This window comes from Flavobacterium sp. LS1R10 (assembly GCF_003968825.1).
In the GTDB taxonomy this organism is placed as follows: Bacteria; Bacteroidota; Bacteroidia; order Flavobacteriales; family Flavobacteriaceae; genus Flavobacterium.
Genome location: NZ_RYDH01000001.1, coordinates 1121749 through 1138041, shown reverse-complemented (window position 1 = coordinate 1138041; position 16293 = coordinate 1121749). Strand labels below are relative to the sequence as shown.

Annotated in this window: 21 protein-coding genes; 2 read left to right on the top strand and 19 right to left on the bottom strand. The window is 35.7% G+C overall.

Features of this window, described 5'->3' with window-relative positions; translation table 11 throughout:
* Window positions 1–121: 121 nt before the first annotated feature.
* The gene (locus EKL96_RS05045) at window positions 122–1630 is read left to right on the top strand and encodes a sodium:solute symporter (protein ID WP_126458931.1); all 1509 of its coding nucleotides are present in this window, start codon (window positions 122–124) and stop codon (window positions 1628–1630) included.
* 99 nt (window positions 1631–1729) lie between these two features.
* On the opposite strand, the gene EKL96_RS05040 is transcribed toward EKL96_RS05045, so the two are convergent.
* Window positions 1730–2098, bottom strand: a complete 369-nt coding sequence (locus EKL96_RS05040) for a CoA-binding protein (protein ID WP_126458928.1) — start codon at window positions 2096–2098, stop codon at window positions 1730–1732.
* Between the two features lie 142 nt (window positions 2099–2240).
* Between EKL96_RS05040 and EKL96_RS05035 the strand changes: the two genes are divergently transcribed.
* A complete protein-coding gene (locus tag EKL96_RS05035) occupies window positions 2241–2870 on the top strand; it encodes a MarC family NAAT transporter (RefSeq protein ID WP_126451852.1) in 630 nt (209 codons plus the stop codon).
* Window positions 2871–2915: 45 nt separating this feature from the next.
* On the opposite strand, the gene ctlX is transcribed toward EKL96_RS05035, so the two are convergent.
* The 18 genes from ctlX to rplF form a co-directional block, all read right to left on the bottom strand.
* Complete coding sequence (ctlX, locus tag EKL96_RS05030; protein WP_126458924.1) at window positions 2916–3851, bottom strand: citrulline utilization hydrolase CtlX; 936 nt, start codon at window positions 3849–3851, stop codon at window positions 2916–2918.
* 88 nt (window positions 3852–3939) lie between these two features.
* Complete coding sequence (locus EKL96_RS05025) at window positions 3940–4854, bottom strand: dimethylarginine dimethylaminohydrolase family protein (RefSeq protein ID WP_126458921.1); 915 nt, start codon at window positions 4852–4854, stop codon at window positions 3940–3942.
* Between the two features lie 61 nt (window positions 4855–4915).
* On the bottom strand, window positions 4916–6199 hold the full coding sequence (locus EKL96_RS05020) for a citrate synthase (RefSeq protein WP_126458918.1): 1284 nt from the start codon (window positions 6197–6199) through the stop codon (window positions 4916–4918).
* Window positions 6200–6353: 154 nt separating this feature from the next.
* Window positions 6354–7646 (bottom strand): phosphopyruvate hydratase, encoded by a 1293-nt coding sequence (gene eno / locus EKL96_RS05015; RefSeq protein WP_126458915.1) that lies wholly within the window; start codon window positions 7644–7646, stop codon window positions 6354–6356.
* 378 nt (window positions 7647–8024) lie between these two features.
* Complete coding sequence (gene carA, locus EKL96_RS05010; protein WP_126458912.1) at window positions 8025–9125, bottom strand: glutamine-hydrolyzing carbamoyl-phosphate synthase small subunit; 1101 nt, start codon at window positions 9123–9125, stop codon at window positions 8025–8027.
* Between the two features lie 329 nt (window positions 9126–9454).
* Window positions 9455–9946 carry a 50S ribosomal protein L17 gene (gene rplQ, locus EKL96_RS05005; RefSeq protein ID WP_126458909.1) on the bottom strand — a complete coding sequence of 164 codons (492 nt, stop codon included), beginning with the start codon at window positions 9944–9946 and terminating at the stop codon, window positions 9455–9457.
* A gap of 63 nt (window positions 9947–10009) precedes the next feature.
* The gene (locus EKL96_RS05000; RefSeq protein WP_126451845.1) at window positions 10010–11002 is read right to left on the bottom strand and encodes a DNA-directed RNA polymerase subunit alpha; all 993 of its coding nucleotides are present in this window, start codon (window positions 11000–11002) and stop codon (window positions 10010–10012) included.
* A 21-nt stretch (window positions 11003–11023) separates the two neighbouring features.
* Window positions 11024–11629 carry a 30S ribosomal protein S4 gene (rpsD, locus tag EKL96_RS04995; protein ID WP_073210389.1) on the bottom strand — a complete coding sequence of 202 codons (606 nt, stop codon included), beginning with the start codon at window positions 11627–11629 and terminating at the stop codon, window positions 11024–11026.
* An 87-nt stretch (window positions 11630–11716) separates the two neighbouring features.
* On the bottom strand, window positions 11717–12100 hold the full coding sequence (rpsK, locus tag EKL96_RS04990) for a 30S ribosomal protein S11 (RefSeq protein WP_024981527.1): 384 nt from the start codon (window positions 12098–12100) through the stop codon (window positions 11717–11719).
* 8 nt (window positions 12101–12108) lie between these two features.
* Window positions 12109–12483 (bottom strand): 30S ribosomal protein S13, encoded by a 375-nt coding sequence (gene rpsM, locus EKL96_RS04985; RefSeq protein WP_091173715.1) that lies wholly within the window; start codon window positions 12481–12483, stop codon window positions 12109–12111.
* A 2-nt stretch (window positions 12484–12485) separates the two neighbouring features.
* Window positions 12486–12602, bottom strand: a complete 117-nt coding sequence (gene ykgO, locus EKL96_RS04980; RefSeq protein WP_008992256.1) for a type B 50S ribosomal protein L36 — start codon at window positions 12600–12602, stop codon at window positions 12486–12488.
* 12 nt (window positions 12603–12614) lie between these two features.
* Window positions 12615–12830 carry a translation initiation factor IF-1 gene (gene infA, locus EKL96_RS04975; protein ID WP_007136545.1) on the bottom strand — a complete coding sequence of 72 codons (216 nt, stop codon included), beginning with the start codon at window positions 12828–12830 and terminating at the stop codon, window positions 12615–12617.
* A 4-nt stretch (window positions 12831–12834) separates the two neighbouring features.
* Window positions 12835–14181 carry a preprotein translocase subunit SecY gene (gene secY, locus EKL96_RS04970; RefSeq protein ID WP_126451844.1) on the bottom strand — a complete coding sequence of 449 codons (1347 nt, stop codon included), beginning with the start codon at window positions 14179–14181 and terminating at the stop codon, window positions 12835–12837.
* Window positions 14182–14194: 13 nt separating this feature from the next.
* A complete protein-coding gene (rplO, locus tag EKL96_RS04965; RefSeq protein ID WP_126451843.1) occupies window positions 14195–14647 on the bottom strand; it encodes a 50S ribosomal protein L15 in 453 nt (150 codons plus the stop codon).
* A gap of 11 nt (window positions 14648–14658) precedes the next feature.
* Window positions 14659–14841, bottom strand: coding sequence for a 50S ribosomal protein L30 (gene rpmD, locus EKL96_RS04960; protein ID WP_027310825.1), 183 nt, complete (start codon window positions 14839–14841; stop codon window positions 14659–14661).
* A 12-nt stretch (window positions 14842–14853) separates the two neighbouring features.
* Window positions 14854–15381: a 30S ribosomal protein S5 gene (rpsE, locus tag EKL96_RS04955; protein WP_035668102.1), complete on the bottom strand. Its 528-nt coding sequence runs from the start codon at window positions 15379–15381 to the stop codon at window positions 14854–14856.
* A gap of 6 nt (window positions 15382–15387) precedes the next feature.
* Window positions 15388–15738 (bottom strand): 50S ribosomal protein L18, encoded by a 351-nt coding sequence (rplR, locus tag EKL96_RS04950; protein WP_113636694.1) that lies wholly within the window; start codon window positions 15736–15738, stop codon window positions 15388–15390.
* Window positions 15739–15749: 11 nt separating this feature from the next.
* Window positions 15750–16292, bottom strand: a complete 543-nt coding sequence (gene rplF / locus EKL96_RS04945) for a 50S ribosomal protein L6 (RefSeq protein WP_126451841.1) — start codon at window positions 16290–16292, stop codon at window positions 15750–15752.
* Window position 16293 lies beyond the last annotated feature (1 nt).

Here is a 16293-nt window from a genome sequence, read left to right as displayed (position 1 = left end):
TTATAATGTTGCATACAAACCAATTAAGCAGTAGCTATTCGTGATGTGCCAAAGGGAATCCGGATCCAGAAATGACTCATTAAACAAAAAATCGTATTTTGCTCCCTGTAAACTCAAAAAAATGACACCATTCACCATTCTATCGTTAATTGTAATCTACTTCGGGATTTTATTTTTGATTTCCCATTTTGTAAGTAGAAAAGACAGTGGCAATGAGGCTTTTTTCAAAGCCAATAAAAACTCAAAATGGTATTTAGTGGCTTTCGGGATGATTGGGACTGCGCTTTCCGGGGTAACTTTTATTTCGGTGCCGGGAGAAGTGGGTGCGCCAAACGGAGAACAATTCAAGTATTTTCAGTTTGTTCTGGGAAATGCCATTGGCTTTATAGTTATTGCAAAAGTGCTGTTGCCTCTGTACTACCGGATGAATCTGACTTCGATTTACGGCTATATCGAGCAGCGATTGGGGTTGTATTCCTATAAAACTGCCGCAACAATTTTCCTGATCAGCCGAACAATAGGCTCTGCGTTTCGATTGTATCTTGTGGTGATCGTTTTACAGCGCTATGTTTTTGACTTTTACAACATTCCCTTTGCCTTTACCGTGCTGATTTCGCTGGCTTTAATTTTTGCATATACCTATCGTGGCGGACTCAAAACCATTATCATTACGGATACCTTACAAACTTTTTTCTTAGTGACCTCTGTTTTTATGACTCTTTTCTTTATTTGCAGAAGCTTGAATTTAAATGCTTTTGAAGCTTTTGAAACCGTAAAAAACAGTAACTATTCGAAAGTATTTTTCTTTGAGGATTTCGTGTCGAGTAAGTTCCATTTTATCAAACAAATTCTGGGAGGGATTTTTGTAACCATTGCCATGGTAGGTCTGGATCAGGATTTAATGCAAAAAAACCTGAGTTGTGCCACCATTGGTGAAGCTCAAAAAAACATGTTCACATTTACCGGAATATTTGTACTTATCAATATATTTTTCCTGAGCGTAGGTGCGCTACTGTATGTTTATGCCGCTAAAAACGGGGTTGAAATCCCCACCGATTTAAACACCGGAAAGCCCAGAACCGATTTGCTTTTCCCGGAAATTGCTTTTAATCACCTGGCTCTGATACCTTCAGTTATATTCTTATTGGGATTGACGGCCGCAACTTTTGCCACGACTGACTCTGCATTAACAGCGCTTACGACTTCGTTTTGTGTGGATTTTTTAGGAATGGACAAAGCGGAGAATCTGAACAAACCTAATGTAGTCCGAGACAGACATCTGGTTCATGTTGCGTTTTCCTTTTTGATGTTTCTGGTCATTATTTTCTTTAATTCCATAAATGACAGTTCCGTAGTAGGAATGATTTTCAGGGTGGCCTCCTACACGTATGGACCACTTTTAGGATTGTATTGTTTCGGGCTGTTTGCACAGTCAAAAACGGTCAAAGACAAACTGGTCCCGATAATTTGTTTGTTGTCTCCTGCACTCACATACCTTATCAGCGAACATTCAAAAACATTGTTTTTTGGATACGTCTTTGACAATGAGCTGATCATTGTAAACGGGCTTATTACTTTTCTTGGATTGTGGTTGATTAGCAAAAAAGCGGCTTCAGAAACACGATTTTAGTTTTAGCCCAGATGGCAGCGGCATCCTTTTCTTGTCCCGTTTTAAAAACGGGACAAGAAAAGATATAGCGAACAGCTGGAGGTAGCTCCAAAAAAAATATTAATACTGGTTAGTAGTCAATAATACTAAGGTACAGGCTATTTCTACTTTGATATCATTCAGCTTCAGCAATTGGTACAATTCTGGATTTTCAGTTCCCGGATTAAAAATAACACGTTTAGGTTTAGCCTCGACGATATAATTGTAATAATCGCGCTGACGTGCAGGGTTCAAATAAAGGGTAACGGTATCTATATTTTTTATGGGAATGGCTTTGGTCTGGATTTTCACACCGGCCACTTCACCAGCATTTTGTCCTAAAGCAAGCACCGAATGTCCTTTGTCTACCAACATAGTGATCGCTTTGAAGGCGTATTTCTCTGGTTTAGTAGTTGCTCCCAGAACTAGTGTTTTTTTATTCTTTGTCATTTTCTATAAGTATATGCAGCAAAAGTAATCAAAAAGGTTTGTCCGTTTCGGAATTTTCAAGTTTAGTTATCACTGCAATAAAAACATTTCCCTAACATTAAAAAGTAAAAAAAGAGTATTTTTACACCCTTAAATATAAAATATGGATCTTTTTATTTATCTGTTTGTCGCACTTTTCTCCGTGTTGAACCCTATTGGTACTGTTCCTATTTTTGTAGGACTTACACAACATGACACAAAAAAAGAACGTTCCAGGATTTCATTGTGGACAGCGATAAATGTGTTTATCATCTTAATTGTCTCTTTTTTTATTGGGCAATATATGCTGATTTTTTTTGGCATTAGCATCGATGCGCTTCGAATTGCCGGAGGACTTATCATAGTAAACTCGGGATTTTCATTGCTCTCGGGACAATTTAACAAAAAGAGGGGGATCACCAAAAAAGCAGAAAACGATGCTCAAAAAAGAAATGACATCGCTCTGACTCCACTAGCTATCCCTATGCTAGCCGGACCTGGATCTATTTCGCTGCTGATTGCTTTTTATCAGGAACACAATACAACTAGCGAAATTATCATTTCATCCTTTGCCATTCTTGCTATCGCAGTTGCTATTTTCATCATCTTGAAAAGTGCTCATTATTTAGCAAAAATACTTGGAGAATCCGGAATTGTAGCGATCTCCAGAATCATTGGTTTTATTGTAATTGCTATAGGAATCCAATATATTGTAAGTGCGATTATCAATATTATTAAAGGCAATTTGATCTAAGATTAAATTCAGGCAAAACGCAGTGTATTTGCCTGAATTGTACAATTATTTTCTTGGCAAAAAGATCTCAGCCATCATACATCTGGCACTGCCACCCCCACATGCTTCAATAGTATCCAGGCTCGAACTCAAAATTTCAGCATGTCGTTCCAGTTGTTCTATTTGTTTTGAAGTTAAACTCTGATGTGCAGCAGCACTCATCACTAAATATCGTTTGTCCTTTGCCCCACGAATTTCAAGCATGTTTCCTGCAAAAGTATTCATTTGGGCTTCCGTAATTAAAATGATTTCTTTCCCGTTTTCTTTTAGGCTATCCAGGACCATTTTACGTTCTTTTTTATCATCAATACACTCCGAACAAATCACAGCAAAAGTGTCCCCCAGACACATCATCACATTGGTATGGTAGATCAATTTTCGTTCCGAACCGACGGTTTGAAATGCTTCAAAAATAACTGGAGCATAGTCAAAATCCTCACAGAATTCGATAAACAACTCTTCATCAGCCCTTGGTGACAAAGCGCAATATGCTTTAGCATTAGTTCTATCCAAAAGCAAACTTCCTGTTCCTTCCAAATAGAATCCATCTTCCTCTGCCGATGTATAATCAACAATATTATGAATCACAAATCCTTTGTCTTCCAGAACATCTAAAATATCTTCGCGGCGCTCGTGACGGCGATTTTCAGCAAACATAGGATATAAAGCCACATCTCCATTCTCGTGAAAAGAAATCCAGTTGTTTGGAAAAACACTATCTGGTGTATCTGGATTCAGGGTATCATCAACAACCGTAACATCAACCCCGACTGCTGTTAGTTTTTCTACAAAAGCATCAAATTCTTGTTGTGCTTTAGCGTTTACCGTTGCAGGCAAAAGACCGTCTACTACTTTTTGGTAATAATTATTTACTGCCGTTTGTTCGTTCATTCTAAACGCTACTGGGCGAATCATCAATATCGAATTTGTTGTTTGTTTCATGGGTTTTTGTGTTTTATTTTTGTGGTAGAGACGCACTGCAGTGCGTCTCTATCGTGCGTCTCTACCACAATACGTTTTTAAAATTGAATTAATCTCGAATCAAAGGCAAGGTCGAACAGCGCAATAGCCCTTCTTGTTTTGCAATTTCGGCATAAGGAATTTCTTCTACCAGAAAACCGTTTGCTCGCAACCAATTGTTCAGTCGGGTGAAATTTCTTTCGGAAACCACAACAGTGGTATCGATAGAAAAAATATTAGAATTCATGTGATACATTTCGTCTCTAGTGACGTGAAATAAATTTTCTTTCCCAAAAAGATTAACCAGGAATAAATAATCGGCTTCTTCTCGAAATCCATTTTTGTATATAATCCCTTTATTAATTCCAACAGGCTGAAAACAACAGTCTAAATGCAAGGCATTATCCCTTGCTTCAATTTTAGACTTTACTAGGTCAAATCCCTTTACAATTTTAGTAGGAAACAGGTCTTTGATGTACTGCACACCCTGAAGATTCGTCCGTGCTGTAATATAATCCTGGTAATCACTCCCTTTATAAGTACCAACGAAGATATAGTCATTCCACAACATCACATCCCCTCCTTCTATGTGTACTTCTTCTGGGGGGCGCACTACTTTTTGAGGATCCATTTGGTCTATTACGTACTGAATCGCGTCTAATTCCCGCTCGCGATCCGGCAATATATTCGATTTTACAAAAACATCTCCAATTACAAAGCCAATATCTCTGGTAAATATTTGATTGTAATTTTCAATCATTTCAGGACGAAACACCGTTACATTATATTTTTCAAAAACCCGATTGAAGGCTTCCATTTCTCGAACCATATCTATCTCGATCGGATAAGTCCCTGCCAATATATGCTCTAACGATTTTGGATCATAGGCCTCTTCTCGTTTTGGCGTTGGCCCGTTATGTACTGCAGAACCCAAAACAACTGCCCTTAGTCTTGAAGTTTCATTATTTACATTTAATTCTAACATGTATCTTTAACTTTTAGCAAATATAAAAAAAGCTTCACAAATTTGTGAAGCTTTTTATCTTTTATCTTTTATCAGAGGTCTTGAATTCTCGCAAAGGATGTCCTGTGTAAATTTGTCTTGGTCTTCCGATAGGCTCTTTATTTTCTCGCATTTCTTTCCATTGTGCAATCCAACCCGGCAAACGCCCTATGGCAAACATAACCGTAAACATATCGGTAGGAATTCCTAGCGCTCTGTAAATAATTCCAGAGTAGAAGTCTACATTAGGATATAAATTTCTTGATTTGAAATACTCATCTTCCAAAGCCGCTGCTTCTAACTTTTTAGCAATAGCAAGAATTGGGTCTTCAACTCCTAAAGTTGCTAAAACTTCATTTGCTGCTTTTTTGATGATTTTTGCTCTTGGATCAAAGTTTTTATAGACTCTATGTCCAAAACCCATCAATCTAAAAGGATCATTTTTATCTTTGGCTTTAGCCATATATTTATCTGCATCACCGCCATTTCTATGGATTTCTTCCAGCATTTCAAGAACTGCCTGATTGGCACCTCCGTGCAAAGGACCCCAAAGAGCTGAAACTCCGGCAGATATTGATGCAAACAATCCCGCATGTGAGGAACCCACCATTCTAACGGTAGAAGTGGAACAGTTTTGCTCATGATCGCCATGAAGTATAAACAACTTGTCTAATGCATCTACTACCACAGGGTTTGGCGTATACGGCTCTGTAGGCAATTCAAACATCAAATGCATGAAATTCTCCACATACCCTTTAGTGTTATCATAATAATTCAAAGGATAACCCATACTTTTTCTGTAGGTCCAAGTGGCAATAACCAGGAATTTCCCCATGGTTTTACAAACTGCTTCATACATTTCTTTTTCATTCTCTACATTAACCGATTTAGGGTTGAACGCAGTCAATGCACTCGTCAAAGCAGCTAAAACACCCATTGGATGGGCTGTTTTTGGAAAACCATCAATGATGTTTTTCATTTCTTCATTGACCAGCGTGTATTTTCTGATATCCGTTTCAAATTGCGCCAACTGTTTAGTAGTAGGCAATTCTCCAAAAATTAAAAGATAAGACACTTCAAGAAAATCAGCTTTTTCTGCTAAATCTTCAATAGCGTATCCTCTGTAGCGAAGAATTCCTAATTCTCCGTCCAGAAAAGTAATATCACTCTTACAAGAACCTGAATTTTTATAGCCCGGATCAAGAGTAATTATACCGGATAAATCACGTAATTTGTTAATATCGATGGCAACTTCATTTTCGCTACCTACTACTATAGGCAGTTCAATTTTTTTTCCGTCGATTTCTAATGTTGCTGTTTTTGACATAATATATTTGAAAATAAACTTTTAAAATAATAATTTATCAAATCTAGGGAATTAAACACTAATTAAAAAGAGAATAATACAATGAAAATGTTAAATATTACCAAAAAAAAGCCATTCACACGAAGTGAATGGCTAAAAAAGATAGTAATAGAACTTATTTTATTTTAAAAGCGTTTTTTCCCGGAAAATAAGCGGTATCGCCTAATTCTTCTTCAATTCGCAATAATTGATTGTATTTAGCCATACGGTCTGAACGAGAAGCAGAACCGGTCTTGATTTGTCCACAATTTAATGCTACTGCTAGATCTGCAATAGTATTGTCCTCCGTCTCTCCGGAACGGTGCGACATTACCGAGGTAAAGCCTGCGTTTTTAGCCATATTGACCGCTGCAATAGTTTCAGTCAAAGTACCTATTTGGTTTACTTTAACCAAAATTGAATTTGCAATTCCTTTTTCGATTCCTGTTGACAATCGTTCCACATTAGTAACAAATAAATCATCCCCTACTAATTGTACTTTATTACCAATTTTATCCGTCAGGTATTTCCAACCATCCCAGTCATTTTCATCCATTCCGTCTTCGATAGAGATAATAGGGTAATTAGCTGCTAATTCAGCTAAATAATCAGCTTGCTCCTCTGAAGTTCTAATTTTACCCGTTTCGCCTTCAAATTTCGTATAATCGTATTTTCCGTTTACAAAAAATTCAGAAGCCGCACAGTCTAAAGCCACCATGATTTCGTCTCCAAAAGTATAACCAGCAGCCTCAACTGCTTTTTTGATCGTGTCCAATGCATCCTCTGTACCACCGGCAAGGTTTGGCGCAAAACCACCTTCATCACCAACAGCTGTACTTAAACCTCTATCATGTAATACTTTTTTAAGGCTATGAAAAATCTCAGTCCCCATTTGCATTGCATGCGTAAAAGAAGTTGCTTTAACTGGTATGATCATGAATTCCTGAAACGAAATTGGCGCATCAGAATGCGAACCTCCATTGATGATATTCATCATAGGAACGGGCAATGTATTCGCAGAAACACCGCCTACATATCGATACAAAGGCAATCCTAATTCATTTGCTGCCGCTTTGGCAACAGCCAAAGACACACCCAAAATTGCATTTGCTCCCAAGTTTGATTTATTAGGCGTGCCATCTAAATCAATCATCATTTGATCAATAACATTTTGTTCAAAAACGGAAACTCCAAGAAGTTCTTCCGAAATAAGGGTATTCACATTTTTCACCGCATTCAAAACTCCTTTACCAAGAAAAGCTTTTCCTCCGTCACGTAACTCCACTGCTTCATGTTTACCGGTAGAAGCTCCAGATGGAACTGCTGCTCTTCCTAAAACACCATTGTCTGTAATTACATCTACTTCAATTGTAGGATTTCCTCTTGAATCAAAAATTTGTCTTGCGTGAATTTTGATAATTATACTCATATTTTCTAATTTTTATTTAGTAATACAAATATATTCTATCTTTTGTAATGACATTATGAAAATAATGAATGTTATTAACGAAAACGTTATAATTATTTTAGAAATAACACTTTTCTACTTTATTAAAATTTTATTTTGCAGTATCAAATTAATTTTACTTTTTTCATTATATATTCGTGAAATTATATTCACTTTTGAAAGTGCTTTTTTTCTTTAAAATTTACAGTCAAGATGCGTATTGCATCGAGACAGCGCAAAATAGGACTAAAATATCATAGATAGTAGTATAAAAATTATTTTTCGCATAAAAAAAGGCCTGACTTTATGATTAAAGTCAAACCCTTCTGTTTTAAAATTTTGACAATTAAATAACTGTCTTTATCCTTTAATATTTTCAATAAACTGATCAAATAAATACGACGAATCATGGGGCCCAGGACTTGCTTCAGGGTGGTATTGAACAGAAAAACAATTTTTGTTTTTCATGCGCATCCCTGCAACAGTTCCATCATTAAGATGAAGATGCGTAATTTCAAGATTTGGATGATTGTCCAATTCCTCTTTATTAACCGCAAAACCATGATTTTGAGAAGTTATTTCCCCTTTTCCAGTGATGATATTTTTTACAGGATGATTTATTCCTCTGTGCCCATTAAACATTTTATAAGTAGAAATTCCATTAGCAAGACCAATTATTTGGTGTCCAAGACAGATTCCAAATAAAGGTTTATCATTGTCAAGAATTTCTTTAGCCACTTGAATCGCACCCGAAAGAGGCTCAGGATCCCCGGGACCATTAGATAAGAAGTATCCATCTGGATTAAATGCAGCTAAATCCTGATACGAAGAATCAAAAGGAAATACTTTGATATAACAATCTCTTTTAGCCAGATTACGAAGGATATTCATTTTTATTCCTAAATCAAGTGCTGCGATTTTATACGTTGCCTTCTCCTCACCAAAAAAATAAGGTTCCGTAGTAGAAACTTTAGATGCTAATTCTAAACCCTTCATATCAGGGACTTTTGATAAAGCAATTTTTAGTTCTTCTACAGAGGTATCATCTGTACAAATTACAGCATTCATAGCACCGTTCTCCCGAATATAACTAACCAGGGCACGCGTATCTACATCAGATATACAGATCAAGTTTTGTTTAATAAAATAATCTTCTAGACTCCCTGAAGCATCGGAACGAGAATAATTAAAGCTAAAATTTTTACAAACCAACCCGGCAATTTTGACACTACCTGATTCTATTTCTGAATCGTTTACTCCATAATTTCCAATATGAGCGTTCGTGGCAACCATTAATTGTCCAAAATAAGAAGGGTCAGTGAATATTTCCTGATAACCTGTCATTCCGGTGTTAAAACAAACTTCCCCAAAGGTAGTTCCGCTGATTCCAATAGATTTACCATGGAATATGGTTCCGTCACTCAATAAAAGAATGGCACTTTGTCTTGTTGTATATTTCATTCGTTGCTATCTAATGTTATTTTTAATAGTCTCATGGAACTCGCAAAGCGGGTTTCATATATAGTTAAATATTGTGCAAATTTAATTGTTTAAAGCAATGGATGCAAGTTTTTGAAATTTATTGTATAATAAAAATTCTACCCTAGAGCCCTGATGACCTTGGAGCGTCTGGAGTCATCTTTTTGATTTTTCTTTAAAAGCAAAAGATACAGTGAACAGCAAGACAATTCACTATTAAATAATACGTTTTTTGTTCCGAAAAAATCAAAAAAAAAGGATAAACTATAAATAGCTTATCCTTGATTTTTATTGAATGATTATTTTCATAATTACTCAGCAGCTGTCTCTGCAGTTGGTTCACTTTCAGCAGCTGGAGCTTCAGTAGCCTCATCTGCTTTTTTAGCTTTCCCACCACGACGGCTTTTTGCTTTTTTAACTTCTTTTTTACCACCATTGTAAAGTTCATTGAAATCTACTAACTCGATCATTGCCATATCAGCATTATCTCCTAAACGATTCCCAACTTTAATGATACGCGTGTATCCACCTGGACGGTCTCCTACTTTAGCAGCTACGTCTCTGAACAAGTCAGTTACCGCATATTTGCTACGTAAGTAAGCAAAAACGATACGACGATTGTGAGTCGTATCTTGTTTTGATTTTGTTATTAAAGGCTCAACGAATTGTTTAAGCGCTTTTGCTTTAGCAACAGTAGTGTTAATACGTTTGTGCTCTATAAGAGAACAAGCCATATTAGCTAACATAGATTTTCTATGTGCAGTCTGTCTGCTTAAGTGATTGAATTTTTTTCCGTGTCTCATGACGTGTTTTTTTATACTTTCATCTTGATGCTATCCATTTTGGAGATCAAAATATGAAGTAATTTATTCTTTATCTAGTTTGTATTTTGCTAAATCCATACCAAAGTTCAAATTTTTAACTGCAACAAGTTCATCAAGTTCAGTTAAAGATTTTTTACCAAAATTACGGAATTTCATTAGGTCATTTTTGTTGAACGATACTAAATCACCAAGTGTATCAACTTCAGCCGCTTTCAAACAATTTAATGCTCTTACAGAAAGATCCATATCAACAAGCTTAGTTTTAAGCAATTGTCTCATGTGTAATGACTCTTCATCATACGATTCTGTTTGTGCAATTTCGTCAGCCTCGAGTGTAATTCTTTCGTCAGAGAACAACATGAAATGGTGAATCAAAACTTTAGCAGCTTCAGTAAGGGCATCTTTTGGATTGATAGAACCATCAGTTTTAATTTCAAAAACTAATTTTTCATAATCTGTTTTTTGCTCTACACGGAAGTTTTCAATTGCATACTTTACATTTTTTACCGGAGTAAAAATTGAATCTGTAAAAATAGTTCCAATTGCAGCATTCTGTTTTTTGTTCTCTTCAGCAGGAACATATCCTCTACCTTTTTCGATCGTTAAATCGAAATTAAGTTTAATTTTAGGATCTAAATTACAGATAACTAGTTCTGGATTCAAAACTTGGAAACCTGAAATAAATTTTTGAAAATCACCAGCTGTTAATTGATCTTTACCGGAAACAGAAATAGTAACTGATTCATTATCAATATCTTCAATTTGTCGTTTGAAACGTACTTGTTTAAGATTAAGGATAATTTCGGTAACGTCCTCAACAACTCCTGAAATAGTAGAAAACTCATGATCTACACCTTCAATACGAACAGATGTAATAGCATAACCTTCTAATGCTGAAAGCAAAACTCTTCTAAGTGCATTACCAACGGTCAATCCGTAACCCGGTTCTAAAGGTCTAAATTCAAATTTACCTTCAAAATCGGTTGAATCGATCATGATAACTTTATCGGGCTTCTGAAAATTAAATATTGCCATAAATTTCGACTAAGTCAATTATTATTTGTTGTACAACTCTACGATTAATTGTTCTTTAATGTTTTCTGGGATTTGAAGTCTAGCTGGTACAGAAACGAAAGTACCTTCTTTGATATCATTATTCCAAGTAATCCATTCATAAACATGACTTGAATTAGACAAAGAACGTTCGATTGCTTCTAAAGATTTAGATTTTTCACGAACTGCAACTTTATCACCAGGTTTAAGGTGGTAAGAAGCTATATTTACAACGTCACCATTAACAGTGACATGTCTATGAGAAACAAGTTGTCTAGCTCCTCTTCTTGAAGGGGCAATACCCATTCTAAAAACAACGTTATCTAATCGTGCTTCACATAATTGTAAAAGAACTTCACCAGTAACACCTTTAGTTGCTGATGCTTTTTTGAATAAACCTCTGAATTGTTTTTCTAAAATTCCGTAAGAATATTTAGCTTTTTGTTTTTCCATTAACTGGATAGCAAATTCAGATTTTTTCCCTCTTTTTTTAGCCATCCCGTGTTGTCCGGGTGGATAATTTCTTTTTTCGAACGCTTTATCGTCTCCGAAAATTGCTTCGCCGAATTTACGGGCGATTCTTGTACTTGGACCAGTATATCTTGCCATTTTAAATTGTTTAAGATAGAGATTATGAATTCAGGTCTTATCCTTCGATAATCGGTATTCTATCTAGGTTATACTAAAAAAATATTATTAAACTCTACGTCTTTTTGGAGGACGACATCCGTTGTGAGGCATTGGAGTAACATCGATAATCTCAGTCACTTCAATTCCACCGTTATGCAAAGAACGGATCGCAGACTCACGTCCGTTTCCTGGTCCTTTAACATACACCTTAACTTTTTTAAGTCCTGCTTCAAGAGCTACTTTACTACAATCTTCTGCTGCCATTTGGGCTGCGTATGGAGTATTCTTTTTAGAACCTCTAAAACCCATTTTACCAGCTGAAGACCAAGAAATAACTTCACCTTTTTTGTTTGTCAAAGAAATGATGATATTATTGAAGGTAGCAGAAATATGAGCTTCTCCCGTTGATTCAACGATAACTTTACGTTTTTTTGCAGTTGCTTTAGCCATATTACTTATTATTTAGTTGCTTTTTTCTTGTTGGCAACAGTTTTTCTTTTACCTTTTCTTGTTCTGGAGTTATTCTTAGTTCTTTGTCCTCTTAATGGAAGACCAGTTCTGTGACGAATACCTCTGTAACACCCAATATCCATTAGACGTTTGATGTTTAAAGAAACTTCTGAACGCAATTCTCCTTCAATTTTGAAAGTGGACACTGCTTCACGAATCGCTCCGATCTCATCATCATTCCAGTCTTGAACCTTTTTATCTTGGCTTACTTGAGCTTTTTCTAAAATCTCAATAGCTCTACTATTTCCTAATCCGAAGATGTAGGTAAGTGCTATAACACCTCTCTTATTTTTTGGGATATCTACCCCTGCTATTCTTGCCATAATTATCCTTGTCTTTGTTTAAATCTAGGATTCTTTTTGTTTATTACGTACAATCTCCCTTTTCTTCGCACAATTTTGCACTCGGGACTTCTCTTTTTTACTGAAGCTCTAACTTTCATTTTGAATATCCTTTAATATCTATAAGTAATTCTTGCTTTTGACAAATCGTAAGGGCTCATTTCTAGTTTCACTTTATCACCAGGTAATAATTTGATATAATGCATACGCATTTTTCCAGATATATGTGCAATTACTATATGTCCATTCTCTAACTCTACACGAAACATTGCATTTGATAATGCTTCAATGATCGATCCGTCTTGTTCTATTGCTGATTGTTTTGCCATAAAGTTAAGCTACTGCTTTTCTATTTTTACCACTTTTCATTAAACCATCATAATGCTTATTTAGCAAATATGAATTGATTTGCTGCATTGTGTCAATGGCAACACCTACCATAATTATCAATGAAGTACCTCCGAAAAACATTGCCCAGGATTGTTGAACATCCATAACACTTACAATTATCGCCGGGAACACGGCAATCAAAGCAAGAAATAAAGATCCTGGAAAAGTTATTAAAGACATCACCTTATCAAGATAATCAGAAGTTTCAACTCCTGGTCTGATACCCGGTATAAAACCACCGCTTCTCTTTAAATCATCAGACATCTTGTTAGTAGGAACTGTGATTGCAGTATAAAAGAAAGTAAATACAATTATTAACGTTGCAAAAACTAAATTATACCAGAAACCAAACATATTACTAAAAGCGCCAACGATTGACTGCGAAGCATCTGATTTAGACAGCCCTGCCAAAGCAGCTGGAATGAACATAATTGCTTGAGCAAAAATAATTGGCATCACCCCAGAAGCATTAAGCTTTAAAGGGATCCACTGTCTATTTCCACCTAACATGTCTTGTTCAAAATCCCCTGAAGTAGTACGTCTGGCATATTGAACAGGAATTCTCCTAATCGCCATAACCAACAATACACAACAAACAATAACCAATAACCAAATGATAATTTCGATAACTAACAACATCGGACCACCGTTATTATTAGTCACTCTCGTGGTAAATTCTTGGATGAATGCCTGAGGCAATCTTGCCAAAATACCCACCATAATCAACAAAGATATACCATTTCCTATTCCCTTATCTGTAATTTTTTCTCCTAACCACATCGCAAAAATTGTACCTGTGACTAAAATAATTACTGAAGAAAATAAGAATTCAAATGAATTGAATCCCAATAAAAATGCATTACTAGGTAACGTTCTATATAAATTGTAGATGTAAGTAGGACCTTGAACCAAGGTGATACCAATAGTCAACCAACGTGTAATTTGATTAATTTTTTTTCTACCGCTTTCTCCATCGCTTTGAAGTTTTTGCAAGTATGGAACCGCAATTCCCATCAACTGAACAACAATTGAAGCAGAAATGTAAGGCATTATTCCTAAGGCAAAAACAGAAGCCTGTGAAAAAGCTCCTCCAGTAAACATATCAAGAATTGAACCAATTCCTTCTTTAGTTTGCCCGGCTAAATTACCCAACTGTGTAGCATCAATACCTGGTAAGGTTACTTGAGCCCCAAAACGATACACTAAAAGCAAACCCAATGTAATTAGGATTCTATTTTTCAGTTCTTCGATTTTCCAAACATTACTAATTGACTCAATAAATTTCTTCATATTAATTGAAAAATTACATTGTTACAGCTTCTCCACCAGCAGCTTCAATAGCAGCTTTTGCAGTAGCAGTAAATTTGTGAGCGGTTACTTTTAATTTTGCTGTCAATTCACCTCTACCTAAAATCTTAACGATTTCATTTTTAGTAGCTAAACGATTAGCAACATAAACTGTCATATCAACAGTATCTTTAATAACACCATTATCAACTAATAGTTGAAGTGTATCAAGATTTACACCTTCGTAATCTTTACGATTGATGTTTGTAAAACCAAACTTAGGTACACGTCTTTGAAGCGGCATTTGTCCCCCTTCAAAACCAATCTTTTTAGAATAACCAGAACGAGATTTGGCTCCTTTGTGACCTCTTGCAGAAGTACCACCTTTTCCAGAACCTTCTCCTCTACCTAACCTTTTATTTTGATTGTGTGTAGCACCTTCAGCAGGTTGTAAGTTACTTAAATTCATAACAGTATTTGTTATTTAGCTTCTTCAACAGAAACTAAGTGTTTAACTTTATTTATCATCCCAAGGATTGTAGGGTTTGAATCATGCTCTACAACTTGTCCCATTTTACGTAGACCTAAAGCTTCCAAACCTCTCTTTTGAGTAAGAGGACAGTTGATTTTGCTTCTAACTTGTTTTACTAATAATTTAGCCATAATTTCCTTGAATTAACCTTTAAAAACTTTTTCTAAAGAAACGCCTCTTTGTTTTGCAACAGTATAAGCACTTCTCATTTGTAATAAAGCATCAAAAGTTGCTTTTACCACGTTGTGAGGATTTGAAGATCCTTGAGATTTAGATAATACATCATGAATTCCTACTGATTCAAGAACTGAACGAACAGCTCCACCAGCAATAACTCCTGTACCATGAGAGGCAGGAATTAAGAATACACGTGCACCACCAAATTTACCTTTTTGTTCGTGAGGAACTGACTGACCATTCAAAGGAATTTTTACTAAATTTTTCTTAGCATCTTCTACTGCTTTCGCAATTGCTTCAGAAACATCTTTAGATTTTCCTAATCCGTGTCCAACCACTCCGTTTTCATCACCTACAACTACAATAGCAGAAAAACCAAAAGCTCTACCACCCTTTGTAACCTTAGTAACACGATTTACACTTACCAAACGATCTTTTAATTCAAGACCACTTGGTTTTACTAACTCTACATTCTTGTATTTACTATTAGACATACTATATTAGAATTTAAGTCCAGCCGCTCTTGCGCCTTCCGCTAATGATTTAATACGTCCGTGATATAAATAACCTCCTCTATCGAAAGTTACTACGTCTATCCCAGCTTTTAAAGCTTTTTCAGCAACTAGTTTTCCAACTGCTGTAGCAACTTCAATGTTCGTACCGTTACCTATTTCTTTTTCTCTTGAAGAAGCCGCCAATATAGTAACTCCGTTTACGTCATCAATAAGTTGCGCGTAAATTTCTTTGTTACTTCTAAATACAGATAGTCTTGGATTAGTAGCAGTACCACTAATTGTTTTTCTAATTCTGAATCTAATTCGTTGTCTTCTTTCAGGTTTTGTTAATGACATAATCTTATTTTTTAAGCTGATTTACCTGCTTTTCTTCTTAATACTTCCCCTACAAACTTAACACCTTTTCCTTTATACGGCTCAGGCTTACGGAAACCTCTGATTTTCGCAGCTACTTGCCCTAAAAGTTGTTTGTCAAATGATGTTAATTTCACGATAGGGTTTTTACCTTTTTCAGATATTGTTTCTAAAGTCACTTCTGGAGCAATTTCTAAAACAATATTGTGAGAATAACCAAGTGCTAAATCTAATTTTTGTCCTTGATTTGAAGCTCTGTAACCAACTCCTACCAATTCTAATGACTTAGTAAAACCATCTGTTACACCGATAATCATGTTATTGATCAAAGATCTATACAAACCGTGTTTTGCTCTTTGGTCTTTGTGATCAGAAGATCTTTCTACTTGAACTAGATCCCCTTCAACTGTAACAGTAACGTCCGAAAACTCCTGAGTTAGTTGACCATTTTTTCCTTTTACTGTAATAATACCATTTGCAACTTCAACAGTTACACCAGCAGGGATTACAACCGGACTTTTACCTATTCTTGACATC

Excerpts from the sequence above, each read along its gene's own strand:
- EKL96_RS05045 (WP_126458931.1), top strand. The coding sequence starts at position 122 with ATGACACCATTCACCATTCTATCGTTAATTGTAATCTACTTCGGGATT.
- EKL96_RS05040 (WP_126458928.1), bottom strand. The coding sequence starts at position 2,098 with ATGACAAAGAATAAAAAAACACTAGTTCTGGGAGCAACTACTAAACCA.
- EKL96_RS05035 (WP_126451852.1), top strand. The coding sequence starts at position 2,241 with ATGGATCTTTTTATTTATCTGTTTGTCGCACTTTTCTCCGTGTTGAAC.
- ctlX (WP_126458924.1), bottom strand. The coding sequence starts at position 3,851 with ATGAAACAAACAACAAATTCGATATTGATGATTCGCCCAGTAGCGTTT.
- EKL96_RS05025 (WP_126458921.1), bottom strand. The coding sequence starts at position 4,854 with ATGTTAGAATTAAATGTAAATAATGAAACTTCAAGACTAAGGGCAGTT.
- EKL96_RS05020 (WP_126458918.1), bottom strand. The coding sequence starts at position 6,199 with ATGTCAAAAACAGCAACATTAGAAATCGACGGAAAAAAAATTGAACTG.
- eno (WP_126458915.1), bottom strand. The coding sequence starts at position 7,646 with ATGAGTATAATTATCAAAATTCACGCAAGACAAATTTTTGATTCAAGA.
- carA (WP_126458912.1), bottom strand. The coding sequence starts at position 9,125 with ATGAAATATACAACAAGACAAAGTGCCATTCTTTTATTGAGTGACGGA.
- rplQ (WP_126458909.1), bottom strand. The coding sequence starts at position 9,946 with ATGAGACACGGAAAAAAATTCAATCACTTAAGCAGACAGACTGCACAT.
- EKL96_RS05000 (WP_126451845.1), bottom strand. The coding sequence starts at position 11,002 with ATGGCAATATTTAATTTTCAGAAGCCCGATAAAGTTATCATGATCGAT.
- rpsD (WP_073210389.1), bottom strand. The coding sequence starts at position 11,629 with ATGGCAAGATATACTGGTCCAAGTACAAGAATCGCCCGTAAATTCGGC.
- rpsK (WP_024981527.1), bottom strand. The coding sequence starts at position 12,100 with ATGGCTAAAGCAACTGCAAAAAAACGTAAAGTTATCGTTGAATCAACG.
- rpsM (WP_091173715.1), bottom strand. The coding sequence starts at position 12,483 with ATGGCAAGAATAGCAGGGGTAGATATCCCAAAAAATAAGAGAGGTGTT.
- ykgO (WP_008992256.1), bottom strand. The coding sequence starts at position 12,602 with ATGAAAGTTAGAGCTTCAGTAAAAAAGAGAAGTCCCGAGTGCAAAATT.
- infA (WP_007136545.1), bottom strand. The coding sequence starts at position 12,830 with ATGGCAAAACAATCAGCAATAGAACAAGACGGATCGATCATTGAAGCA.
- secY (WP_126451844.1), bottom strand. The coding sequence starts at position 14,181 with ATGAAGAAATTTATTGAGTCAATTAGTAATGTTTGGAAAATCGAAGAA.
- rplO (WP_126451843.1), bottom strand. The coding sequence starts at position 14,647 with ATGAATTTAAGTAACTTACAACCTGCTGAAGGTGCTACACACAATCAA.
- rpmD (WP_027310825.1), bottom strand. The coding sequence starts at position 14,841 with ATGGCTAAATTATTAGTAAAACAAGTTAGAAGCAAAATCAACTGTCCT.
- rpsE (WP_035668102.1), bottom strand. The coding sequence starts at position 15,381 with ATGTCTAATAGTAAATACAAGAATGTAGAGTTAGTAAAACCAAGTGGT.
- rplR (WP_113636694.1), bottom strand. The coding sequence starts at position 15,738 with ATGTCATTAACAAAACCTGAAAGAAGACAACGAATTAGATTCAGAATT.
- rplF (WP_126451841.1), bottom strand. The coding sequence starts at position 16,292 with ATGTCAAGAATAGGTAAAAGTCCGGTTGTAATCCCTGCTGGTGTAACT.